Below are 24241 nucleotides of genomic sequence, written 5' to 3' on the forward strand. Positions count from 1 at the left end.
TGGGCTGTATTTTAATATTTTTACAATAAAAAATCAATATCCAATTATTTTATTAAGGCTCTTTTCTTCTTTACTCCAGCCTTTTTTAACGATTACATCGAGTTTCAAAAAGACCTTTGATCCGGTTAAATTTTGTATTAACTTTCTTGCAAAAATTCCTATTCGTTTTATCGTTTCACCATTCCTACCGATGATCATACTTTTGTGAATTTCGCGCTCAGTGATGATGCTCGCATAAATTTCAGTTATGCCTGTTTTTTCTTTTACGCTTTTTATGATCGCATCGCTAAGATATGGGATCTCATCACTTAAATTTTCATAGATCGCTTCAAGTATAAATTCTCTAAAAATTTCCTTCTCGTTTGTCGGCGTGAGAAATTCTGGATCGTAAAAATACTCATGCTCTGGCAAAAGCTTGCAAATTTCATCAAGAAGCGGCTTTTTATAGGTTGGCTGCTTGGTACTAAAGGTAAGCAAAGATGCAAATTTATCTTGAAATTTTTGATATTGGGTGATCTTTTCTAAGACTTTCGCATTTGAGCTCTCATCGACTTTTGTTAGCACTAAGATGTGTGGTTTTTCAGGATTTAGTGCTAGAAATTTCTCATAGTCGCTTGTGTCATCATGAATAGGCACTAAAAATACGATGAGATCGCAGTCTCCCATCGATTTTATGGCTTGGCTAATTAGTAGTTGATTTATCGCCTTTGTGCTCTCGTGAAGTCCAGGTGTGTCGGTGAAGATGATTTGATCTTCACCGTTCATTACGATACCATTTATCTTTCTGCGAGTTGCATTTTGTTTGTGCGAGACGATGGCGATCTTTTCGTTTAACAAAGCATTTAAAAACGAGCTTTTGCCAGCATTTGTGCGCCCTATGATGCTAACAAAGCCTGATTTCAAAGTATATACCTCGCTAGATCTTGATCTTCGACCACGTCTTTTAGACGCTCTTTTACAAGCTCTTTTGTCACATTTATCTTCTCGCCGCTCTTTTCGCTAGCCTCAAAGCTGATATCTTCTATCACGCGCTCGATCACCGTATGAAGGCGTCTAGCGCCGATATCTTCCATCTTTTCATTTGCTGCGTGAGCGATCCTAGCTATCTCTTTTATTGCTTCATCGTCAAATTCTAGCTCGACATTTTCGGCTGAAAGTAGGGCGATATATTGTTTTAAAAGCGAATTTTTTGGCTGAGTTAAAATTTGATAAAGCGCGTCCTCATCAAGGCTATCAAGCTCTACTCTTAGTGGAAAACGGCCTTGAAGCTCAGGGATGAGATCGCTTGGTTTGCTTATATGAAAGGCACCAGCAGCAATAAATAAAATATGATCTGTCTTTAAATTTCCAAATTTTGTATTTACATTTGAGCCCTCAACGATAGGCAGCAAGTCTCTTTGCACGCCTTCTTTGCTAGGATCTTGTCTATTTGAGCTACCTGAGCCAACGGCTACTTTGTCGATCTCGTCTATAAAGATGATGCCTTCGTTTTCAGCCCTTCTTAAAGCCTCGGTTTTTATACTCTCAATGTCTAAAATTTTATCATTTGCTTCGCTTTGAAGGGCTTTTTTAGCGTCTTTTACCTTCATCTCTTTTTTGATGTTTTTACCGCCGATGCCAATTATCTTTATAAAGCTCTCTTGCATCTGCGCCATATCAGGTGGCACGTTTGAGCCAGCCTCAAGCGGGTTTTGCTGCACCTCTATCTCGATGCTTAGCTCATCAAGCTCGCCGTTTCTTAGCCTATTTAGAATCTTTTCATAGCTCTTTGCGTACTCTGCTTGCTTCTCTTCGCTAGCACCTTTTGGAAGTGGTGGCAAAAGTTTTGAGACGATCTTTTTTTCGATGTAGGCGTTGATCTCATCTTGGTTTTTCTCGCTTTGCTCGTTTTTTACGAGGTTATATGATGCCATAGCAAGATCTCTTACCATGCTCTCAACGTCACGACCAACAAAACCAACCTCAGTATACTTACTAGCCTCGACCTTAATAAAAGGCAGTCCCATCATCTTTGAAAGACGCCTTGCGATCTCAGTTTTGCCAACGCCAGTTGAGCCGATCATCAAGATATTTTTTGGCATGATGTCATCTTGCAGGCTTTTTTCAAGCTTCATGCGGCGGTAGCGGTTGCGAAGCGCGATCGCTATTATCTTTTTGGCATCCTTTTGACCAATCACATAGTCATCTAAAAATTTAACAATTTCTCTTGGTGTTAAGTTCATTTTCTCTCTTATTCTAAAACATAAGTTTTGATGTTTGTATTTGTATAGATGCAAATTTCGCCGGCGATCTTGAGGCTCTCTTTGACTAGCTCTTCTTCGTCGATATCGGCAAATTTATCTAAGGCACGGGCCGCTGAAAGTGCGTAGTTGCCACCACTTCCAATAGCTGCTATCTTGCCATCTTCTGGCTCAACAACATCTCCAGTGCCACTAAGTAAGAAAATTTTATCCCTATCAAGCACAAGCATCATCGCTTCAAGCTTTCTTAGATACTTGTCTTTGCGCCACTCTTTGCTAAATTCTATAACCGCCTTTAGCAAATCGCCCTTTGTATGCTCTAAATTTTTCTCAAACATATCAAAAAGATTAAACGCGTCAGCAGTGCTACCAGCAAAACCAGCTAGAACTTTGCCGTTGTGAATTTTGCGAATTTTTACGGCATTGCCTTTTAAGACAGTATTGCCAAAGCTCACTTGTCCGTCACCGCCGATGACCGCTTTATTTTTGCCTTTGTAGGCTAAGATGGTTGTCGCATGAAACATCTACTCTCCTTGCACATCAACCTTCAAGCTCGCATTTATCGAGTGTCCAAGCTTTACATGAACGTCATAAAGGCCAACTGCTTTTAGGTGAGTGTCCATGTCGATCGCTTTTTTCTCAACAACTAAATGATGCGTTTTTTCAAGCTCTGCTGCGATCTCTTCTTTTGAAACTGAGCCAAAAAGCGAGCCATTTGCACCAAGAGTTTTCTTGATGACGACTGTCACTTTTTCAAGCTCTTCTTTAAGCTTTTCTAAATTTGCGATCTCATATTTTAGCTCTTCGGCCTTTCTTTTTTGAGCTGCTTCATATTGGCGAAGAACGTCTGGAGTAGCTGCTTTTGCAAAGCCTTTGCCGATTAAAAAGTTGTTGCCGTAGCCGTCTTTTACCTCTTTTATCTCGCCAGCTTTACCAAGCGCCTTTACATCTTTTATTAGTAGTACTTTCATTTTTATCCTTTTAAATTTTATTTTTAGTCAAATTTTCGCCCATTTTTGCGTGCGATGATGAAGCGAAGCGCGTTTAGTTTGATAAATCCAGCTGCATCTTTTTGATCATAAACGCTATCTTCTTCAAATGTGCAGTATGCCTCGCTAAATAGATTATCATTTTTACTGCTTCTGCCAAGGATAGTCACATTGCCTTTATAAAGCTCAACTTTAACTGAGCCATTTACGTGCTCTTGACTCTTGTCGATGAGAGCTTGAAGCATATTTCGCTCAGGTGACCACCAGTAGCCATTGTAAACTAGCTCAGCGTATCTTGGCATGATCTCATCTTTTAGGTGAGCTGCGCCGCGGTCAAGCGTGATGCTCTCGATCGCGCGGTGAGCTTTTAGCATTATCGTGCCACCAGGTGTTTCGTAGCAGCCGCGGCTCTTCATACCAACTGAGCGGTTCTCTACGATGTCAAGTCTGCCGATGCCGTGTTTTGCGCCAAGGCGGTTTAGCTCGGTTAAAATTTCAGCTGGGCTCATTTTTTTGCCATTTATACTAACTGGATCGCCTTTTTCATAGCCGATCTCGATGATCTCGCTCTTATCTGGGGCATTTTTAGGGTCTACGCTCCATCTCCACATATCATCTTCTGGTGCGTGACTTGGATCTTCAAGTACTAGACCTTCATAGCTTATGTGAAGTAAATTTGCGTCCATTGAGTATGGGCTCTTGCCTGGTTTTTTAGTGATATCTATGCCGTTTTTCTCAGCGTATGCCAAAAGTTTTTCGCGGCTATTTAGATCCCACTCGCGCCATGGAGCTATAATAGTTAGGTTGTCGCCGAGCGCGTAGTATCCAAGCTCAAAGCGAACTTGGTCGTTGCCTTTGCCTGTTGCTCCGTGGCTCACGCCATCAGCACCAACAAGTCTTGCGATCTCGCTTTGGCGTTTTGCTATTAGTGGGCGCGCTATCGAAGTGCCAAGCAGATACTCGCCCTCGTAGACTGCATTTGCTCTAAACATTGGAAACACATAATCACGTACAAATTCTTCTCTTAAATCTTCTATAAAAATATTTTCAGGCTTTACACCAAGTGTTAAGGCTTTTTTGCGTGCAGGCTCTAGCTCCTCGCCTTGTCCGATGTCAGCTGTAAATGTGACTACTTCGCAGTTATATTCATCTTGAAGCCATTTTAAAATGATACTTGTGTCAAGTCCGCCAGAGTATGCTAAAACCACTTTTTTTACGTCTTTTTTCATAGCTCTTCCTTTTGTTAAAATGGTCGTATTTTAGCCTAAATTGATTAATTTTTAATAAACTAATTTAATAAATAATGTAAGTTTTTTCTTAGAAAATTTTATAAAAAAGATTACTATTTAAAATTATGATAATTAATATTGTTTTAAAAGATACTTTGTTAAATTTCAAATTTTTTCAAATTAAATTTTTAAAAGGATAGTCGTGAGAAAAACAGAATTTATTGCCATCTGCCTTAGTGTTTGTGTGGCAAATTCACTCTTTGGAGCAGAGCATAAAGACAATAACGAAACAAGGCTTGATGGTGTTGTAGTAAGTGCGAGTGGCTTTTCGCAGCAGATCAAAGAGGCTCCTGCGAGCATAAGCGTGATAAGTGGCGATGAGCTTACAAAAGATAGCTTTACTTCGCTTCACTCAATCGCTCAAAAAGTGCCAGGCGTAAATGTCGTTGGCGGTGAGGACGGAGCAGCTAGCGGTATCTCGATACGCGGTATGGAAAGCTCTCAAACGCTAGTTTTAATTGATGGTAAAAGAGTAAATTCAAGCAGTGCAAATCCAAAAGGCGGAGCAGGGGATATGAACTCAAATTTCATCCCACCAGCCGAGGCGATCGAGCGCATAGAGATCATCCGCGGTCCTATGAGCTCGCTTTATGGTAGCGACGCGGTTGGAGGCGTTATAAATATCATTACCAAAAAGGACTTTTCAAAATTTAGCGGCAACGTCGGCATCTCAACGATGATAAACGCGCATAAAGGCATAGGCGATGGCAGGCAGGGCGACTTTTATCTAAATTTACCTCTTTATAAAGAGCTTTTTGCGCTTCAGCTTTGGGGATATAAAAAGCTAAGAGATGAGGATAATTACAAGGGCGGATATCAAAAGAGCGATAAGAGAAATTTAAGCGCAAAACTTTGGATCACGCCAGATGAGCACAATAAATTTTTTATCCTTGGCTCAAACGAAAGGCACGACTACTCGCGCACTGTTGGCAAGTCAGCCGATCCAGATCCAAAAAAGAACGTCTTAAATGCTTACGACTACGAGAAAAAGAGCTATGGCGTGGGTTATCTTGGAGAATTTGATAGCCTAAATGCCGATATCAGCTACATTTATGACCAGACGCAAAGAACGAGCCTTTTTGACAAATTTATACCAGCAAAAGCTAAAAATCATAACTTTAACTCAAAATTTACAACCTTTTTTGGCGCACACACTCTAACTTTTGGCTATGACTTTAGCAAGCAAAATGTCGGCACGACCTTCATCATCTCAAACGCTTCAAAAAACGGCTTAAAAGACCCAAAGACCTACTCGATGAGCGAGCATGCGGGATTTATCGAAGATGAGTGGCAAATTTTAGATGAGAAGCTCTTTTTAACGCTTGGCTCAAGGCTCACACACAACGAATTTTTTGGCAACCACCTCTCGCCAAGAGCCTACTTAGTCTATAACGCCACAGATACACTAAGCCTAAAAGGTGGCGTAGCGACTGGCTACAAAACCCCAGATGTCAATCAAATTTCTCCAGAAGTAGGCACTATTCAAAAGGCTTGGAGTATAGTTGATTTTGGCAACAAGGACCTAAAACCAGAAAAGAGCACGACTTATGAAGTTGGGGCATATTATGACAATCAGGCTGATTTTAGAGGCTCTGTGACGCTTTTTAGAAATGAGTTTAAAGATAAGATCCTAGACACTGATGGCAGTAAAAGAGTAAATGGAATTCCAGCCTTTGGCACTTGCACAAATGCACCAGACGTTACTTGCCCTGGTTGGGGAACTTACTTTAACATTGAGGGTGCGACCGTTTGGGGCGTGGAGCTAAGTGGCGACTATGACATCCTTTCAAATCTAAATTTAAGCTCAAACTACACCTATAATAAGTCAAAGATAAAAACTGGTGATCCAACTATAAACACGCCAAGAGGCCCTATGAAATTTAGCCAAACAGGGCTTAACAGACTTGATGGTAAAAGCCTAACAGCAACGCCAGAGCACACACTTCACGCCATGCTTACATATAAGCCTATAAAAAGTGTCAAGACATTTTTTGGCGCAAACTATGAGAGTAAGCTAACAAGTGTAAATTTTGGTGCTGGCAACAGCATAAGAGAGAACGCAAAGGACCTACTCACCTTCGATACAGGCGTCAGCTGGGATGCAAACAAGCACCTAACACTTAGCCTAAATGCCTACAACATCTTTGATAAAGTAAGATACGATGAGGCGCTAGCAGACGACGGCAACTACTACTGGTATCCGCAAGAGGGCAGGAGATTTTGGTTTAAGGTCGCTGCAAAATGGTAAGAGCGTTTAAATTTTTGCTTTTTACGCTTGGTGTGGCACAGACTTTGCACGCAGGGCCCAGCCAAACGCCTGAGCCACTTAGCCAAAAAGCTGCTAGTAAATTTGAAATTTCAACCTTTAAAATGAGTGCAAATGATGAAATTTATAAAATTTTCACAGCCAAGCTAAAGGGGCAAAGTGAGTTTAAAAATGTGCTTTTCTTGCTTGATGCAAATGCCCAGTTTAATATGCTCTTAAATGAATTTGATGGCAAGGCTGCACCATTAATAATAGGCATAGGATATGACACAGACAAAAGCTACGAGGTAGAAAAACGCACAAGAGATCTCACTCCAAAGGCGGATGGCGAGGAGTTTAGCAAGGGTGGTGGCGCAGATGCGTTTTACCACTTTTTAACTAAAAATTTAGTGCCGTTAATTGATGAGAAATTTAACGTGAAAAGCAGCCAAAAGAGCCTTTACGGACACTCTTTTGGCGGGCTTTTTACGCTTTATGCCTTGCTTAAAAACGAGGGCGTATTTTCGAATTTCTTTATCGCTTCGCCATCTCTTTGGTGGGGTGAGTCTGAAATTTTAAAGCAAAATGTGAGTGAGGGTAAATTTAAAGAGAAACTAAAGGCTAAATTTGTCTTTCTTAGCGTTGGCGAGCTTGAAAAGAGAAAGGGCAAGACTGACAAGCCTGGCACTTTAAAGGTGAGCGATCTAGCCCAAATTTTAAAGCAAAGTGGTGCAAATTCTCACTTTGAGCTTTTTAAAAATAAAACCCATGGCAGCGTCATACCTCTAAATTTAAAAGAGCTTTTAAAATATCTAAAGGATTAAAAATTTAAGGCTATTTTTGTTAAAATCCGCCGCATGAGAGTAGATAAATTTTTAAACGTAGTAAATATCACCAAAAGGCGTGCTGTTAGCGAAGATATGTGCAAAAGTGGCGTTGTGAGCATCAACGGCGTGCAGGCAAAAGCGGCAAAAGATGTTAAGGTTGGCGATGTGGTTAGCATCAAATTTCTAACGCGTGAGGCGAGATACGAGGTGCTAGCGATCCCAACTACAAAAAGCATACCAAAAAGCGCTCAAAGCGAATATGTAAAAGAGCTTTGATGGTTTTTGAGCTTTTAGAAAATGAGCTTAACGAGCTTGTGCGGGTGCTGCCAAAAAGTGGCGTGGTGTTACTAAGTGGCGATCTAGCAAGTGGCAAAACGACGCTTGTAAAGGCGATCATCAAGGCTCATGGCATAGATGAGAGCGTGACGTCGCCTACGTTTTCTTTGATGCAAATTTATGGTAAAGACATCTACCATTACGACATTTACCAGATCGGATTTGACGGGATGGCAAAAAATGGCCTTTTTGAAAATTTATTTGAAGAGGGGCTTCATCTAGTAGAGTGGGGCAATGAAAATTTAGAAAAAGCTCTAAAGAAAAATGGCGAGAGCTATACGTTAGTAAAAATTTCTCCTAGCAAAAACGGCAGAAAATACGAGGTTATAAGTGCATAAACTAGAAGTAAAAGATCTAAAAAAGACGATTAAGAAAACTGAGATCATAAAAGGGATATCTTTAGAGGTAAATAGCGGCGAAGTCGTGGGGCTTCTTGGGCCAAATGGTGCTGGAAAGACGACCACTTTTTATATGATCTGCGGGCTCATCTCGCCAACTAGCGGAGATGTTTTTTTAAATGACGAAAAGATCACAAATGTCCCACTTCACAAAAGGGCACACCTTGGCATCGGCTATTTGCCGCAAGAGTCAAGTATATTTAAAGAGCTAAGTGTAGAAGAAAATTTACTCCTTGGGGCTGAAATTTTAAATCAAAGCGAAGAAGAGATAGCAAAAAGAGTAAATGAGATGCTAAATATGCTAAATATCGAGCCTATCCGCCTAAGAAAGGGCGTTAGCCTAAGTGGCGGCGAGCGCAGGCGCTGTGAGATCGCAAGAAGCCTCATCATAAAGCCAAAATTTTTACTTCTTGATGAGCCATTTGCAGGCGTCGATCCTATCGCAGTTAGCGACATCCAAAGTATCGTTAGAGACCTTAAAAAGCTAGGTATCGGCGTTTTGATAACTGACCACAACGTTCGTGAGACGCTAGCTATTTGTGACAGGGCCTACGTCATCAAAGATGGCTCGCTACTAGCAAGCGGCAGTGCGAGCGAAGTGGCAAACAACAAGCTCGTTAGAACGCACTATCTTGGCGAAGAATTTAAGCTGCTTGAGTAGATGATGCTAAGGCAAAAGCAAACTTTAGCGCCAAAGATCAAACTAAACCAAACGCTAAGAAGCTGGCTTCCTATCCTTCAAAGCGGGCTTGATGAGCTAAAAGAGACGCTTGAGCCTTTTATAAAAGACAATCCATTTGCCACGATCGAACATAAAAATTTAGAAAAAAGCGAGAAAAAGCGAAATTTTTTCGAGCAGGTTGGCAAATACTCGGTTAGCGAGAGTATCGAGGCTTTGAGCATTTGTAAAGAAAGCCTCTATGAAAAGCTCATTAGTCAGATAAATCCACCACTTTTCCCCACGCAAAAGTCCCAAGATATCGCATATAAGATCATCGAGTGCTTAGATGATGAGGGCTATTTTTCTTATGATGATGAAATTTTTGTGGGCTTTGAGGAGGGCGAAGTAGAGCGGGTTAGGGCGAGATTTGCCTACCTTGAGCCATGTGGCGTGGGGGCAAAGGATGTAAAAGAGAGCTTTTTGTTTCAGCTAAGCGAGGTAGAGGCAAGTGATGAGATCATGGAGTGCGCAAAAAAGATCATCTTAAATTTTGAAAATATAGAAAAGCTTAGAAAGCTTAAATTTTACGACGATGCGCTAAAAATCATAAAAAAATTTAAAAATCCACCGGCCATTGAGTATCTTGAAGATAAAAAAGAAGCAGTACCTGACATCTTCGTGCTAAGCACAAGTATCGGTATAAGTGTGCAGATAAATGACGAGTACTATCCAGAAATTTTGGTCGATACCGAGGGATTAGACGAGAAAGAGGCTTTTGTAAGCTCACGCATAAAAGAGGCGAGCGAGCTCATAGACGCCCTTGAGATGAGAAAAGCGACGCTTTATAAGATAGGGCTCATGATAGTTGAGTATCAGTACGACTACTTTTTGGGTGGCGATATAAAGCCTATGAAGCTAAAAGACCTAGCAGACGAGCTTGGGCGCAACCCATCAACCATATCAAGAGCGATCGCAAATAAATATCTAAGCTGCTCAAGAGGCACGGTCGCACTTAAAAATTTCTTTTCAACTGGTTTTGACGAGGAGACCTCAAACGCTGCGATAAAAGAATTTTTGCTAGAGCTTATTAAAGGTGAAGACCACAAAAAACCACTTTCTGACCTAAAAATCCAAGAGCTAATCCAAGCTAAATTTAACATCCAAATCGTTCGCCGAACCATCACAAAATACCGCAAAATTCTAAACATCGGCAGCTCAAGCCAGCGAAAAAGAGTCTATCAGATAAACGGCTAACTACCACTCATTTACAGCAAAAAGTATGGCCTTGCGCATCTGCACAAAAAGCTCGTTGCTAAGCTCTTCGTACTCTTTGCCACGTTTTTTATATTGTGCCATACCTGCTGCATCGTCGTTCCAAGAGCCCATACCACCAAAGACATCAGCCAAGCTTGCCGCAGCAAAAAGGGCTAAATTTTTCTTTGGCATAAGCGGTGCATTAAATATCTTTTGATCATCATTGCTTGAAGATCTAAGTGATTTTAATGCCCTGCGAAAACACTCACCAAAATTCTCACACTCTATCTCATCTGCAAAGGCCGCTATCTTAGTAAGTATGGCCATAAAAGCCTCTGTGTTGTCGCTAAAATTTTCTAAATTTACATCTTTTTTACAACCAAATTCTTTATATATTATGTCCCAGCCTCTTTGATCTTTGTTGTATTTCCAGTAGGGCACAAAGCAGCTTATGTGCTCTTTAAAAATGCAAATGATCGATTTTGCGGTAGAGTTTGAAAAGCTAAGCAATAAACGTTCATCTGATGAGCCAGTTAAATTTGCAGTAAGTCTTACATCGCTTAATCCAAGTTTTAATGCGTGCTCAAACCACTCATTTACGCCATTTGCCCTATGGCCTGAGAGAAAGTGAAAATTTATACTATTTTCGTAGTTAGTACCATTATACAGGATAGGAGAATTTGACTTTATGGCCTGCTTTACGGCAACAATAATGGCGCATATATTAAACATTTCACCATTCATTTTTGCTCTCTTTAATAGCTCTATGGTAAGCTGTACTCTAGCCAACCATCACAAAATTTTCTTGATTTTTAAAGTATGGTTTTAGGCTCTCATAAGCAGATTGAATATTTTTAAATTTCTTTGCGTATTCTTCTTGTATGAGAGGATTTTTGTTGGCGTGCCTATCTGGGTGATAGATATTTACGAGTGAAAGATAGCTTTGTCTGATAGTTTCAAAGTCATCATCTTTTTTGCAACCCAAAATCCCAAAATTTTCCTCAAGCAAATTTGCAAGCACAGAAAATCTGCTTACAAATTTAGATGAGCTTTTTATTTTTATACCTTGTTTAAAGGCTTTGTAGTCTTTTTCATCATAGATAAAATTTACGCTAAATTTTGGATAGCTTCTTTTGTAGAGCAGTTTGTTTAATGTGTTTATGTCGTTGTCGTTTGAGATGGTGATGTTTAAAAAATCATCATTTTTGCTAAAAGTAACATTACTTTTTACCAGACTCTCGCTGATGTAGCTAGCAAAGTCTCTGCAAAGTGCATCTTTTAGTTCAAATTTGACTTCATTTTTTACAAAATTTACGTTTAGGCTAATGACTGGAGTTAGGGTATTTTTTTGAACAAAGCCAAGCTTTATGGTTTTATAGTTTGCAAAACGAATATCAAGCTTATCATCACTTTGCTTTTCATAAAGTTTTTTTATAAATTTTAAAAAGCACTTGCGTTGTGGGATTTCGCTCTCTTCATAAAACGAAATAACCTTATTTTTATTAGATAAAATTTTTGTAAAATTTCTGCTTATCATATCTCTAAGCTCACGAAACAAAGTGTCATTATCAGTTAAAATACTTAGAGATTCTAATGTTTGCGTAACTTTCATTGCTTACTCCACATAAAATATTACATGTTTTAGCAATAAGCATTCCAAATTTATATTTTTCTTATATCTTGGCCTTTAATGTACTCTGCAAATTCGTTTTTTAGTTTATTTTCTTTATATGAGATCGCCTCTTCTTTTGTATGAGAAACGGCTTCTTTTTGAGTTTTTTTGATCTCACCTTGCTCTTTAGTAAGTTCTTTTTTTATCTCTTTTAAACTATCGAAAAAATCATTCATTTTTACTCCTTTTGTTTTTATCGGATTTTACTAAAACAGTTATAAAATTAAAATGAATACAATTTTTCTTTAAGGAAAGTTTGGCTAATATTTCGACTTAACTTTCTTGTGCGCTCGTAGCTCAGCTGGATAGAGCATTTGATTGCGGTTCAAAAGGTCAGAGATTCGAATTCTCTCGGGCGCACCATCTTTTTAATTCTTAATGACAAACTTCATGATTTTTATAGTAAAATAAGCAAAAAATTAAAAGAGAAAAAATGGATTTTCAAAATATTCAAAAACAAATTTCGGTACTAAAAGAGAGTTTGACAGCATTAGAACAAAATAGTGAGCACGAGATCGGCTTGGCAGTTGGAGTTGTTGAGTTTAATAAAAATGCTGATGAACTTAAAAAAAAGCTTACAAATTTAAAAGGTGAAAGCGATTTTTTTAAAAGTGTCTTCAATACAGAGGACTATTATGAAAATATTAGTACTTATTTGGAGCAGATAAAGAGAAGCTTAAATTATAAAATTGAGAAAAACGGTGTGAGCTTTAAGGCAAATGAAAATTTGCAAGAAAGCTATGTTGCCATTTTAAATATAATAGAAATTTTAGTGGCAGAATATCAAATACAAAACAAAAATAAAGCGAAAAATCTCTTTTCTAGAACAACAGATACTACTCAAATAAAATCACTACTTGCGGAGCTAAATACTCTACAAGAGCGTATACATAATGTTTTGCATATTCATTCTAGGATAGTTTCAAATGTTATTTTGCAAAATTTTAAGATAATTTATACGTTCTTTTATAATTGTATTAAGGCTGCAAAACAACGCAAAGATGAGCTTTTACTGGTGGAGATCGCGGGTATAACTGACAAGATAATAACTATGATAAAACCGGTCTTTAGTGCAAAAATTTTAAACACAAATGAGCTTATTTATCACTACTTAATCTTTGAGCTAAAAGAACTAAAAGCTTGTGCGATAGGTGAGGAGCTAGTTTAAAATTTTATCAATTATCTCTTTTGCTCCATTTGGCAAAAGGATCTCTTTTAGAGCTTTACTGCTTTTGTTTAGATCAAAATTTTCTATCATTCTTATAACTTCGTCTTTGTTTAAAATTTCTCCATTTTGCAAGCAAATTTCAGCAATGCCTTTATCTTTTAAAAATTTAGCGTTATAAAACTGGTGATTACCAGCGGCATAAGGAAATGGCACAAAGATAGATGGAAGGGCGTTTGCACAAAGCTCCCAAAGCGAGCTAGCTCCTGCTCTTGATATGGCAAGGTCAGCCTTGCTCATCTTTTTTTCTATCTCTTTACTAAATTCAAAAATTTCTAGATTTGTGCTATCAAAGCCAAGTTTATCATATCTTTTTTTAAGTTCATCAAAGCCATTTTTACCACATTGATGAATTATATTTATGCCTTTTTCTTTAAGATATGGAGCTAAATTTATAGCTAGTTCATTTATCGCTTTTGCGCCTTGCGAGCCGCCCAAAAACAAAATAGTCTTTAGCTCCTCTCTCATTCTTGCACTATCGAAAAATTTCTTTGCCACAGGGTAAGGGTAGGGCGAAGCTTCATCATAAGAGCTAAAAAAGCCTTTCGCGTAGGGCTTTAAAATTTTATTTAATTTGCCCATTACAGCATTTTGTTCATGGATAAAAAGTGGCACTTTTGAGATAATGGCAGCAATGGCTGCTGGCGCTGCTGAATAGCCACCAACGCTAATGACTGCCTTAATGTCATTTTGCTTAAAAATTTTTCTACATTTTAAAGCAAGATTTACGATATTTGTTAGTGATTTTAGTTTAGCAAAACCTCTTTTATTTACCACGCCACTACTTGGCAAGAAAAATTTTTCTAAAAAATTCTCATCATTTTCAAACCAAAATTTATCTTGTCCACTAGTTGAACCAATAAAAATGGGCTTAATATCTCTTCTATTTAGCTCCTCGCAAAAGCTTCTTGCGATCGCTAAATGCCCACCAGTGCCTCCACCGCAAATAACAATCATAATTTTGCCCTTTTACTAACCATCAAAACCATGCCGATACCGATACAAATCGCAAGCACAGAGCTACCGCCGTAACTAAGAAATGGCACAGCAATACCCTTAATAGGCGTGATCGATGTGATGCCATAGCTATTCATTAAAAATGAAAACGATAAGATAAGCCCGACACCAAGCGTAAATAGATGATAGACCTTATTTTCGCTTCTAGCTGAAATTCTAAAAATTCTATAAAGTAGCGTTATAAATATAGCTACGATACACAAAATACCAAATACACCGACCTCTTCGGCGATACCAGCTAGCACAAAGTCAGTATGAACCTCGCTTAAAAAGCCGAGCTTAAAGATACCAGCGCCAAGCCCTTCGCCGAAAAATTCGCCATGCTTTATAGCGTTTAATGAGTGAGAAATTTGATATGGCTCTGGCGCATCAGCTACTCTTAATACATCTGCAACGCTGTCAGGTAAGAAAGAAAGCACCATATTTTGTATCGTGCCCCACCATGACTTTATACGTAAAATTCTATGCTCAGAGCTGATTATCGCTACTGTCATAACAAAAGCAGCTCCTAAGATACCGATGCTAAAAAGTCTCGCACTTGCTCCTGCGAAAAGTGCCATCGTCACAAATGTAAGCGCCAGCACAACCACTTGACCAAGGTCATTTTGCATAACAGCGATAAGAAAGATGGCAACACCAAAAAGAATAATATAAGGCATAAGTATCTTAATCTCATCTAGCAAGGTTCTTTTGCCTTCACTAAATTTTCTAGTAAAACTCCAAGCCAAGAAGTAGACAAAACCGATTTTAAAAAACTCAACTGGAGCTAGTGAAAAACCAGGTAGCCTGATCCAACGCCTAGCACCACCAGCATCAGTCACCATTGAAGCTGGCAATGCATGCATTAGCCCCATGGCGATACCGCAAGATATAAGAAGGCCAAACCCTATCCAAACAAGCGTCTTTTCAGGATTGAGTCTAGAGAGCCACCACATAATGAAAATTCCGATACAACCAACAATGAACTGGCGAATAAAAAAGTGAAATTCGTCGTAATTAAAAAATAAAACCGTAAAAACTGGCAAAGATAGTGAAAAAATAATGCTTATAGCGATCAAAGTCGAACAAAGATAGAAAATGATCTTATCAACTGCCAAATTTAACTCCAAGTTTAAAAAGTGCCAAAGTATAATAAAAAACGGCTTACAAAGATATTATTTGCTATAATTGCAGGCTTTAAGGATGGGCATGAATATAGGTATATTTGACTCGGGGCTTGGCGGACTAAGTGTCTTAAATGAAGCTTTAAGCAAGCTTAGCGAGCATGAATTTTTATATTACGCAGACGTGAAAAATGTCCCATACGGACAAAAGAGCAGGGATGATATCTTAAAATTTAGCTTTGATGCGGTGAAATTTCTCATAGAAAATGGCGCAAATGCCGTTGTAGTAGCTTGTAATACAGCAACAAGCGTAGCGATAAAAGAGCTTAGAACAAATTTAAATATACCTATAATAGGCATGGAGCCAGCCGTAAAAAAGGCTCATGACTTAAGCCATGATGATGCCTTAAAAACGCTTGTCATAGCCACTCCGGTCACCGTAAATGGTGCAAAACTAAAAGAGCTGATCGCAAATTTACACGCAAAAGATAAGACTGAGCTGCTCGCTCTACCTCGCCTTGTAAATTTTGCTGAAAATGGGGAATTTGATACCAAAAACGTAAAATCATATCTAAAAGAAGAGTTAGCCAAATTTGATCTAAGCAAATTTGGGTTTTTAGTGCTTGGCTGCACGCACTTTAACTATTTTAAAGATAGCCTAAGAGAAATTTTGCCGTCAAATATAAGCATAATTGATGGCAACGAAGGGACAATAAATCGCCTTATAAGTGAACTTGGACTAAAAATTTCTACTTTAGATCAAGCCCCAAAAGTTAGATTTTTCTATTCTGGCAATGAAGTATTCAGTAAATTTGAGCTAGATAAAATTTCAAGAAATTTAGCTAGATTAGAGAAGATGAGGGCGATTTGCTAGGTTAAATCTAACTAAATACCACAAATAAAAATTTTATAAAATACACTAAATTTTACATATTTTTATATGTATTTAGGCTTTTCTTTGCCTTATTATATAAACCACACTTATTACTGAAACAACAGCCAAAAGAGCGATCGTGATTATTAAAAGTGTTTGTTTGCTAGGATTTGAACCTAGAAAATAGCCAACTCCAAGCAAAACAGCACACCAAATCCCAGCTCCAAGTGTGGTAAATAGACAAAATCTAAATATATTCATCTTAGCAAGTCCAGCTGGTAGGCTGATGTATTGGCGAATGCCAGGAATCAGACGTGAGTTAAATGTAGAAATTTCGCCGTGTTTATTGAAAAATGCTTCAAATTTATCCATTTTTTCGTGAGTGATTCCCACAAATTTGCCGTATTTTAAAACGATCTCGCGACCAAAAAAGTAGCAAAGATAATAGTTAAAAATAGCGCCAAGCAGGCTTCCAAGCGTGCCTACAAGAAAGGCCAAAATTAAACTCATTTCACCTTTATGCGCCAAATAGCCAGCCGGTATCATTGCGACCTCGCTTGGAAATGGAAAAAACGAGCTTTCTAAAAACATCATCACAAATATGCCAGCATAACCCCAGCTACTTACGCTCGCAACTATAAAATCAATAACATCATGCAGCATTTAAATTCCTGAAAAATTTTAAAGTGAGCCATTTTAGCAAAGCATAGCTTAAGCTTTTTGACAAAAATAAAGAGAGTTTATAGCTTATTAAAACAAGATGAAAGTAGAAACAAAATAGGGCGAAAGCTCGCCCCATTTTTAAAATGCAGGTATAACTTCGCCTTTATAGCGAGTGATGATGAAATTTTTAGTATCAGGGCTAAGCACCGCATCAATCAAAGCTTTGATCTTAGGGTTATTTTCGTTGCCAGCCTTTGTGACGATGATGTTAGCATAAGGGCTGTTTGCGTCTTCAAGCAAAAGCGCGTCTTTTGCCACGCTCATGCCAAGATCAAGGACGAAATTTGTACTAATGGCAGCAATATCGACATCATCAAGCGTTCTTGGTATCTGAGCACCCTCAAGCTCTACAAATTGTAAATTTTTAGAATTTTTAGTTATATCATTTATGGTTGCAACTTTTACGTTTTTATCGATCTCGATAAGGCCAGCTTTTTCTAAAATTCTAAGCGCTCTATTGCCATTTGATGGATCGTAAGCGATCGCAACTTTTGCACCATCTTTTAACTCTTTTATGTTTTTTATCTTTTTAGAGTAAAAGCCAAGTGGCTCGACATGGACATTTGCAACGCTTACAAGATGCAAGCCTCTAGCCTTGTTTTGCTCCTCAAGATATGGTAAATGCTGAAAGAAATTTGCATCCAAGCTGCCATCTTCTGTCGCGACATTTGGGATAGAGTAGTCTGAAATTTCAGAGATAACAAGATCATAGCCTTTATCTTTTAGCTTTGGCTTTACAAATTCTAAAATTTCAGCGTGTGGTACTGGTGAAACGCCGACTACGATAGTGTGGTCTTTGTCGGCTGCGTGAAGGCTTAGAGCAACTAAAGATGCGGTTAAAAGTTTGATAAATTTCATTGTTTTTCCTTTTTTGTTTGGTTTAAGCGACGCTAAAAAGGTAAAAGCTTTCACGTCGCTTATTTAAAATTTTAATTAAAATGCTGGAAGAATAGCGCCGTTGTATTTGATCTCGATAAATTTTTTAACTTCTGATGAGTTTATTGCTTTATCAAGAGCCTTTATTTTAGGGCTATTTTCGTTACCAGACTTTACTACAACGTAGTTTACATACGGGCTATTTTTGCTTTCAAGAACAAGTGCGTCTTTTACCGGATTAAGATTAGCATTTAGAGCATAGTTTGTGTTAATAACCGCGATAGTAACGTCATCAAGTGTTCTTGGTACTTGAGCAGTCTCTATCTCTTCAAATTTGAGCTTTTTAGGGTTATCAACTATATCAAGCGGAGTTTTTAGTGGATTATCGTTTAGCTTAATAAGTCCAGCATTTGCAAGAATATCTAAAGCACGGCTTTCATTTGTCGGATCATTTGGGATAGATACGGTCGAACCATCTTTTAGATCTTTGATGTCTTTTATCTTTTTAGAATAAACTCCCATTGGCTCAAGATGAACGCCAACTGTTTTTATAAGGTGAGTGCCTTTGTTTTTGTTAAATTCTTCAAGATATGGAAGGTGCTGAAAGAAATTTGCATCTAAATCGCCATCTTCTGTTGCAAGATTTGGCGTAGTGTAGTCGTTAAATTCTTTGATCTCAAGCGTATAGCCATCTTTTGCCAAAATAGGCTTTACAACCTCTAAAATTTCAGCATGTGGAATAGGTGTAGCACCAACGATTATTATTTTTGATTTATCAGCTGCATTTGCACTTACACTAAGACCAAGAGCAACTAAAGAGGTAAGAAGTAGTTTTTTCATTTATTATCCTTTTAAAATTTGCCAAGCACCAAAAAAGGATAAATTTAAGCTAGAGGGTTAAATTTCTTTTTAAGCGCTTAAGCTAGTTCTAAGCACTTAAAAAGAAATTTTGTGCTTAGAGATTAGTCTTTCGACAACGCGTTTTTTAATAGGCGGCACATGTGGCACATATCTGATTTCATCTTTTATCCTTTCAGCTAAAAATTAATTCGGGCAATTTTAAGGAAAAAAGCTTAAAATCAGATAAAAACAAAGACCTATTTTTTAGAAATTTTATATAAGTAGTTACCTAGAACCTGAAAAATTTGAACCATAATGATAAGAATAACCACGGTGTAGAGCATGATATCTGGGCGAAATCTTTGATATCCGTAGTTTATAGCGACAGATCCTAGTCCGCCACCACCAACTGCTCCAGCCATCGCTGAAAAGCCGATATTTACGATAAGAGTTAGTGTAAATGCCGAGATGATACCAGGAAGTGCTTCTACAAACATCACTCTAAAGATGATCTGAAATTTCGAGCTTCCAAAGCTTTGAGCCGCTTCTATGATACCTTTATCAACCTCTTTTAGAGCATTTTCGATTAGCCTTGCCACAAATGGAGCTGCGCCGATAGTTAGCGGAACGATCGCAGCTGTGGTGCCAATACTTGTGCCTACGATCATTTTTGTGACAGGAAAGAGCACGATGATTAAAATGATAAACGGAAAGCTTCTAAGTACGTTTATAACGATATCAAGAACGAAATAAAGCTGCTTGTTTGGCTTTAGTCCGTCTTTGTCTGAAAGGATGAGCAAAACCGCAGGTATTAGGCCTATGGCAAAGGCGAGCAGGGTAGAGACGATGCTCATATATAGCGTCTCGCCGATAGCTGGCAACAGTATCCTAGAAAACACATCTGGAAATTTAGAAAAATCAATACCAAACATCAAGCAACCTCCCATAAAACGCCACTTTGCTTGATGTAGTTAAGCACGTTTTCTTTATCTTTTTCATCTATGTTTATGACAAGCGAGCCAAGAACATTTTCGTTTAGCTTCTCAAGCTTGCCCCAGACTATGTTAAAGTCGATATTTAGGCTTCTTGCCATGTGCGTGATCACGCTGTTTTGAGCCACTTCTTTTGGGAAAAATAGCCTAATATTTGTGCCAGTGCTTGGCAGAATTTCAACTTCGCCCAAAAACTCTTTCATCTTCTCATCTGGCTTTAAAAATAGCTCTTCGATGCTTCCAGAGCCTATGATCTTGCCACCTTCAAGCAGTATTGCACGTTTTGCGATCGATTTTACAACCTCCATCTCGTGCGTGACGATGACGACACTGATGTCTAGCTCTTTGTTTATCTTTTCAAGCAGCTCTAAAATTTGATTTGTTGTATTTGGATCAAGAGCCGAAGTTGCCTCGTCGCTTAGTAAAATTTTAGGATTTAAAGCAAGCGCTCTAGCGATAGCGACACGCTGTTTTTGCCCGCCACTTAGCTCGCTTGGATAGCTTTTTGCCTTGCTTTCAAGACCGACTAAATTTAAAAGCTCTCTCACTCTTTTTTCAGTTTCATCGCTTTTATAACCCCAAAATTTAAGCGGATTAGCGACGTTTTCAAAGACGTTTTTTCTAGCCATTAATGCAAAATGCTGAAATATCATCCCGACATCTCGCCTTAAATGCCTTTGCTGCATCTCATCTAAATTTTTTATCTCTTTATCAAAGACTTTTAGGCTGCCACCTTGATAGCTTTCAAGCCCGTTTATACACCTTAAAAGCGTTGATTTGCCAGCACCACTATGTCCCACGATAGCAAAAATTTCACCCTTTTTAACCTCTAAATTTACATCAAAAAGGATCTGCGTATCGCCATAAAATTTGCTTAAATTTTCTATTTTTATCACTAAATTTTCCTTATTTTTAAAAGTGCGTCATCTTATAAAATTTCGCGCCTTAGCTCATCTGCACTCTTTGGCGAAAGAAGTGCTGGAGCTATGTCAAATACGCTAAATGCGCCGCGCTCGCCTCTTTGTGCCAAGCGATATGTCGCACGGGAATAGGCTACAAGTACGCTTGCTGTAAATTCTGGATTTGAGTCAAGTTTTAGCGAAAACTCGATCAAGTGTTTGTTCTCGCCATGCTCTCCGCTCACTCCACTTCGCAGCACAAATCCTCCGTGAGGGATGCCGCCATGCTCTTTTTTAAGCGTTTCAATATCTATAAAATGCACGCTTGTGTCGTAGTCGGCAAAATAGTTTGGCATCGTTTTTATCTCATGCTCGATGCGTGCCTTATCAGCGCCGTCCTCTGCCACGACATAGCAATCGCGCAAGTGTTTTTCTCTTGTGGTTAAATTTGGATTTTCCCCAGCGCGTACTCGCTCTAGTGCGCTATCTATGGGCACCGTGTATTGACGAGCGTCCACGACGCCTTTTATCCTGCGGATAGCGTCTGAGTGGCCTTGACTCACGCCTTTGCCCCAAAATGTGTAACTGCTGCCGTTTTCAAGCACACTCTCGCCAAATAGTCTATTTAGTGAAAATAGCCCCGGGTCCCAGCCAACAGCGATGACGCCTACATTGCCACCTTTTTTAGCAGCTGCGTCCACTGCGGCAAAATGCTCTAGTATTTTAGCGTGCGTGTCAAAGCTATCGACGACATTAAACTCTTTTGCAAACTCTGGCGTCTGCGTTGGAAGGTCGGTTGCGCTGCCACCGCAAAGCACTAAAACATCAAATTTGCCCTTGTGCGATAAAATTTCATCCGCGCTAAATACTGGTGCGCCACACGTTTTTACCTTACTTGGATCTCTGCGGCTAAAGACTGCTGTTAGCTCCAAATCCTTGCTATTTTGCACCGCAAGCTCGACGCCACGACCTAAATTTCCATATCCTAAAACTGCTATTTTTATTTTTTCACTCATTTTTTATCCTTTAAATTTACATGCAAGGTAGTGCAGGACGATAAATTTCACTTTAATAAGACAATGTATTAGCGCCAATGGTAGCGTGGCAACTACAAGCTGCCAAAGATAAAACGCTACCCTTCAACTTTTGCCGCAAAACCTACTCGCCAAGAGCCTCTAGCTCTTCACATACTTTTTTAAATTTAGCCTCAGCGCTCTCTAGCGCCTCTTTGTTTGTCTCTATGACCTCTTTTGGTGCGTTTGCTACGAAATTTTGGTTATTTAGCATGCCTGAGAGTTTGGCTATCTCTTTTTCAAGCTTTGTCTTTTGAGACTTGAGTCTTGTGATGATACCGCTCATATCAAGCCCTTCAAGTGGGACAAATGCTTCTAAATTTTCGCTCACGTCTCTGATAGAATTTTCTATTTTTTCATCTACAAAGCCGATCTCTTCGCATTTTGCAAGCAGCTTGATATACTCTTTGACCTCGTCAAGGTCGATTTTTTCATTAAATTTAACAAAGGCTTTTGCGATCTTTGAGTTGCCAAGATCTATGGTCGCTTTTGCACGGCGAATAGCCACAATCGCTTCGATAACTAACTCAAATTTCTTCTCAACATCTAAATTTCGCTCTTTTACCTCTGGATAGCTCATAACCATTATTGATTTTGCATTTTCAATCTGTGTGCCGCTAAGCTCTTGAAATAGATACTCTGAGAGAAATGGCATGAAAGGATTTAGCAGTTTCATCGCCTCTTTAAATATACTTCCAAGCTCTTTTACGCTCGCTTTATCCGCCTTGCTTAGCTCAATGCCCCAGTCGCAAAACTCATCCCAAAGGAATTTATAAAGTGTGTTTGCTGCGTCATTGAAGCGGTAAGCGTCGATATTTTCACGCACCTCTCTTACGCACTCGTTAAAGCGGCTATTCATATAAATTCCAAGCTTTGTTTGAAGCTTGATGTCTTCTAAATTTTCAAATTTGCTCTCATTTAGCATGAGATATTTGCTTGCATTATAAAGCTTATTGGTGAAATTTCTTACCTGCTTCATCTTGGCGTCACTTAGCTTGATGTCGCGTCCTTGAACGGCTAGAAGTGTTAGCGTAAAGCGCAAGATATCGGCGCTATACTCATTGATGCTATCAAGCGGATCGATGACGTTGCCAAGGCTTTTACTCATCTTTCTGCCAAATTCATCTTTTACAAGCGCGTGCAAATAGATGTCGTCAAATGGCAGCTTGCCAAGGGCATTTTCACCCTGAAACATCATCCTAGCAACCCAGAAAAATAATATATCAAAGCCAGTTATAAGAAGGTTGTTTGGATAAAACTCAGCAAGGTCTCCTTCAAACCATTTTTCATTTTTTAGCTCATTTTCATTACCCCAACCAAGCGTGCTAAATGGCCAAAGACCAGAGCTAAACCACGTATCTAGCACGTCTGGGTCTTGGTGAAAATTTTTACTTTTGCACTTTTTGCACTCGCATGGCTCTCCCTCGTCAGCCCACATATAACCGCAATCATCGCAGTAAAATACTGGAATTTGATGCCCCCACCAAAGTTGGCGTGAGATACACCAGTCTCTTAACTCTCTCATCCACGCGTTAAAGCTATTTATCCAGTGCGGTGGGTAAAATTTGGCAAGGCCCTCTGAGACCTTTTGTATCGCCTCGTCTGCGATCTCTTTTTTGACAAACCACTGCTTTGAGATATATGGCTCAACGACGTTTTTGCAGCGGTAGCAGTATCCCACTTGGTTTTCGTAGTCTTCTATCTTTTCAACATTGCCAAGTTTTTCAAGCTCGGCCACTACGATATCTCTAGCCTCAAGCCTCTCAAGACCTGCAAATTTATCGCACTTGTCGTTTAAAATGCCCTTTTCGTCAAATACGGTGATAAACTCAAGGTCGTGCCTTTTACCAACTTCATAGTCATTTTGATCGTGCGCAGGAGTGACCTTAACAAGACCTGTTCCAAATTCCATATCAACGTGCTCGTCTGCGATGATCTCAATCTTTCTATTTACGATAGGTAGAACAACCTTTTTGCCGATTAAATTTTTATATCGTTCGTCGTTTGGATTTACCATTACAGCGGTGTCGCCAAAGTAGGTCTCCGGGCGAGTTGTTGCAACAACAACAAATTCGCTTGGCTTGTCTGCAAAGTAGTATCTCAAATGATATAGCTTGCCTTTATTTTCTTTGTGCTCGACCTCGATGTCAGAGAGTGCGCCATCGTGCGTACACCAGTTTATCATGTAGTTTTTCTGGACTATTAGCCCTTTGTCGTATAAATTTACAAAGGCTTTTTTCACAGCTTTTCTTAGGCCCTCATCCATAGTAAATCTCTGGCGTGACCAAGCCGGAGTGATGCCAAGTTTTCGCATCTGATGGACTATCATACCGCCGCTTTTTTCCTTCCACTCCCACACTTTTTCTACAAATTTCTCGCGTCCAAGCTCTTCTTTTTTGATGCCTTGAGCTAAAAGCTGCTTTTCAACGACGTTTTGAGTAGCGATACCAGCGTGGTCAAGTCCTGACTGCCAAAGCGTCTTGTAGCCATCCATTCTCTTGTAGCGAGTCATGATGTCTTGGAGCGTGAAGGTTAGGGCGTGTCCGATGTGAAGCGAGCCAGTCACATTTGGAGGTGGCATCATAATGCAAAATTTACGTCCATCTTTTTGGATATCTTTGTTCGCGTCTATCTCGAAGTATCCGCGTTCTTCCCAAATTTTATAAAATTTATCTTCTATCTCTTTTGCATTGTAAAATTCTGCCACT

At 39.1% G+C, this 24241-nt stretch carries 25 protein-coding genes and 1 tRNA gene; 9 read left to right on the forward strand and 17 right to left on the reverse strand.

From position 1 onward, the window contains the following. Positions 1-33 precede the first annotated feature (33 nt). From era to TH67_RS02550, 5 genes are read right to left on the reverse strand one after another with little or no spacing between them, the layout of a single operon-like run. Positions 34-903, reverse strand: coding sequence for a GTPase Era (gene era, locus TH67_RS02530; protein WP_072594221.1), 870 nt, complete (start codon positions 901-903; stop codon positions 34-36). Continuing rightward, complete coding sequence (gene hslU / locus TH67_RS02535) at positions 900-2222, reverse strand: HslU--HslV peptidase ATPase subunit (protein WP_072594222.1); 1323 nt, start codon at positions 2220-2222, stop codon at positions 900-902. The genes era and hslU overlap by 4 nt, the downstream gene beginning before the upstream one ends. 8 nt (positions 2223-2230) lie before the next feature. Continuing rightward, entirely contained in the window at positions 2231-2764 is a 534-nt protein-coding gene (gene hslV / locus TH67_RS02540) for an ATP-dependent protease subunit HslV (RefSeq protein ID WP_002940451.1), read from the reverse strand. After that, on the reverse strand, positions 2765-3211 hold the full coding sequence (gene rplI, locus TH67_RS02545; protein WP_054196623.1) for a 50S ribosomal protein L9: 447 nt from the start codon (positions 3209-3211) through the stop codon (positions 2765-2767). It lies immediately after the preceding gene. A gap of 23 nt (positions 3212-3234) precedes the next feature. Continuing rightward, the gene (locus TH67_RS02550) at positions 3235-4458 is read right to left on the reverse strand and encodes an argininosuccinate synthase (RefSeq protein WP_072594223.1); all 1224 of its coding nucleotides are present in this window, start codon (positions 4456-4458) and stop codon (positions 3235-3237) included. A 202-nt stretch (positions 4459-4660) separates the two neighbouring features. Here TH67_RS02550 and TH67_RS02555 point away from each other — a divergent pair, with 202 nt between their 5' ends. From TH67_RS02555 to TH67_RS02580, 6 genes are read left to right on the forward strand one after another with little or no spacing between them, the layout of a single operon-like run. Beyond that, positions 4661-6766 carry a TonB-dependent receptor domain-containing protein gene (locus tag TH67_RS02555; protein WP_072594224.1) on the forward strand — a complete coding sequence of 702 codons (2106 nt, stop codon included), beginning with the start codon at positions 4661-4663 and terminating at the stop codon, positions 6764-6766. Beyond that, positions 6760-7587 carry an alpha/beta hydrolase gene (locus tag TH67_RS02560; protein ID WP_072594225.1) on the forward strand — a complete coding sequence of 276 codons (828 nt, stop codon included), beginning with the start codon at positions 6760-6762 and terminating at the stop codon, positions 7585-7587. Before TH67_RS02555 ends, TH67_RS02560 begins: the two co-directional genes overlap by 7 nt. Positions 7588-7620: 33 nt before the next feature. Next, positions 7621-7866, forward strand: coding sequence for an RNA-binding S4 domain-containing protein (locus tag TH67_RS02565; RefSeq protein WP_072594226.1), 246 nt, complete (start codon positions 7621-7623; stop codon positions 7864-7866). Further along, positions 7866-8264 (forward strand): tRNA (adenosine(37)-N6)-threonylcarbamoyltransferase complex ATPase subunit type 1 TsaE, encoded by a 399-nt coding sequence (tsaE, locus tag TH67_RS02570; protein ID WP_072594227.1) that lies wholly within the window; start codon positions 7866-7868, stop codon positions 8262-8264. Before TH67_RS02565 ends, tsaE begins: the two co-directional genes overlap by 1 nt. After that, positions 8257-8985, forward strand: coding sequence for an LPS export ABC transporter ATP-binding protein (lptB, locus tag TH67_RS02575; protein WP_072594228.1), 729 nt, complete (start codon positions 8257-8259; stop codon positions 8983-8985). The genes tsaE and lptB overlap by 8 nt, the downstream gene beginning before the upstream one ends. A 3-nt stretch (positions 8986-8988) precedes the next feature. Beyond that, positions 8989-10239 (forward strand): RNA polymerase factor sigma-54, encoded by a 1251-nt coding sequence (locus TH67_RS02580; RefSeq protein ID WP_072594410.1) that lies wholly within the window; start codon positions 8989-8991, stop codon positions 10237-10239. Here the strand turns inward: TH67_RS02580 and TH67_RS02585 are convergent, their stop codons facing one another. Genes TH67_RS02585 through TH67_RS02595 form a run of 3 tightly spaced genes read right to left on the reverse strand, consistent with a single transcriptional unit; the run spans position 10240 to position 12087 of the window. Beyond that, on the reverse strand, positions 10240-10983 hold the full coding sequence (locus TH67_RS02585; RefSeq protein WP_072594229.1) for a hypothetical protein: 744 nt from the start codon (positions 10981-10983) through the stop codon (positions 10240-10242). Between the two features lie 37 nt (positions 10984-11020). Continuing rightward, positions 11021-11851 (reverse strand): adenylosuccinate lyase, encoded by an 831-nt coding sequence (locus tag TH67_RS02590; protein WP_072594230.1) that lies wholly within the window; start codon positions 11849-11851, stop codon positions 11021-11023. 50 nt (positions 11852-11901) lie between these two features. Then, the gene (locus tag TH67_RS02595; RefSeq protein ID WP_054196631.1) at positions 11902-12087 is read right to left on the reverse strand and encodes a hypothetical protein; all 186 of its coding nucleotides are present in this window, start codon (positions 12085-12087) and stop codon (positions 11902-11904) included. Between the two features lie 110 nt (positions 12088-12197). Between TH67_RS02595 and TH67_RS02600 the strand changes: the two genes are divergently transcribed. Next, positions 12198-12274: transfer RNA gene (locus TH67_RS02600), tRNA-Arg, on the forward strand. Positions 12275-12344: 70 nt separating this feature from the next. Next, a complete protein-coding gene (locus TH67_RS02605) occupies positions 12345-13079 on the forward strand; it encodes a hypothetical protein (RefSeq protein ID WP_021091403.1) in 735 nt (244 codons plus the stop codon). Here TH67_RS02605 and murG read toward each other — a convergent pair. Both murG and TH67_RS02615 read right to left on the reverse strand, forming a co-directional pair. Continuing rightward, positions 13071-14093 (reverse strand): undecaprenyldiphospho-muramoylpentapeptide beta-N-acetylglucosaminyltransferase, encoded by a 1023-nt coding sequence (gene murG / locus TH67_RS02610; RefSeq protein WP_072594231.1) that lies wholly within the window; start codon positions 14091-14093, stop codon positions 13071-13073. The two genes, TH67_RS02605 and murG, sit on opposite strands and share 9 nt — an antisense overlap. Then, positions 14090-15250: an FtsW/RodA/SpoVE family cell cycle protein gene (locus TH67_RS02615; RefSeq protein ID WP_021091312.1), complete on the reverse strand. Its 1161-nt coding sequence runs from the start codon at positions 15248-15250 to the stop codon at positions 14090-14092. Before TH67_RS02615 ends, murG begins: the two co-directional genes overlap by 4 nt. Before the next feature lie 91 nt (positions 15251-15341). Between TH67_RS02615 and murI the strand changes: the two genes are divergently transcribed. Then, positions 15342-16130, forward strand: a complete 789-nt coding sequence (gene murI / locus TH67_RS02620) for a glutamate racemase (protein ID WP_072594232.1) — start codon at positions 15342-15344, stop codon at positions 16128-16130. Positions 16131-16202: 72 nt separating this feature from the next. On the opposite strand, the gene TH67_RS02625 is transcribed toward murI, so the two are convergent. The 7 genes from TH67_RS02625 to TH67_RS02655 form a co-directional block, all read right to left on the reverse strand. Then, positions 16203-16793, reverse strand: coding sequence for a DedA family protein (locus TH67_RS02625; protein ID WP_072594233.1), 591 nt, complete (start codon positions 16791-16793; stop codon positions 16203-16205). A gap of 138 nt (positions 16794-16931) precedes the next feature. Beyond that, entirely contained in the window at positions 16932-17711 is a 780-nt protein-coding gene (locus TH67_RS02630; protein ID WP_021091343.1) for a MetQ/NlpA family ABC transporter substrate-binding protein, read from the reverse strand. 75 nt (positions 17712-17786) lie between these two features. Next, positions 17787-18569, reverse strand: a complete 783-nt coding sequence (locus TH67_RS02635) for a MetQ/NlpA family ABC transporter substrate-binding protein (protein ID WP_072594234.1) — start codon at positions 18567-18569, stop codon at positions 17787-17789. Between the two features lie 257 nt (positions 18570-18826). After that, on the reverse strand, positions 18827-19501 hold the full coding sequence (locus tag TH67_RS02640) for a methionine ABC transporter permease (protein WP_021086223.1): 675 nt from the start codon (positions 19499-19501) through the stop codon (positions 18827-18829). Next, the gene (locus TH67_RS02645) at positions 19501-20457 is read right to left on the reverse strand and encodes a methionine ABC transporter ATP-binding protein (protein WP_072594235.1); all 957 of its coding nucleotides are present in this window, start codon (positions 20455-20457) and stop codon (positions 19501-19503) included. Before TH67_RS02645 ends, TH67_RS02640 begins: the two co-directional genes overlap by 1 nt. A 32-nt stretch (positions 20458-20489) precedes the next feature. After that, positions 20490-21476 carry a diaminopimelate dehydrogenase gene (locus tag TH67_RS02650; RefSeq protein ID WP_072594236.1) on the reverse strand — a complete coding sequence of 329 codons (987 nt, stop codon included), beginning with the start codon at positions 21474-21476 and terminating at the stop codon, positions 20490-20492. A gap of 142 nt (positions 21477-21618) precedes the next feature. Then, positions 21619-24240, reverse strand: a complete 2622-nt coding sequence (locus TH67_RS02655; RefSeq protein ID WP_072594237.1) for a valine--tRNA ligase — start codon at positions 24238-24240, stop codon at positions 21619-21621. Position 24241: the final 1 nt, after the last annotated feature.

The sequence above is a fragment of the Campylobacter concisus genome (assembly GCF_001891085.1).
Lineage (GTDB): Bacteria > Campylobacterota > Campylobacteria > Campylobacterales > Campylobacteraceae > Campylobacter_A > Campylobacter_A concisus_O.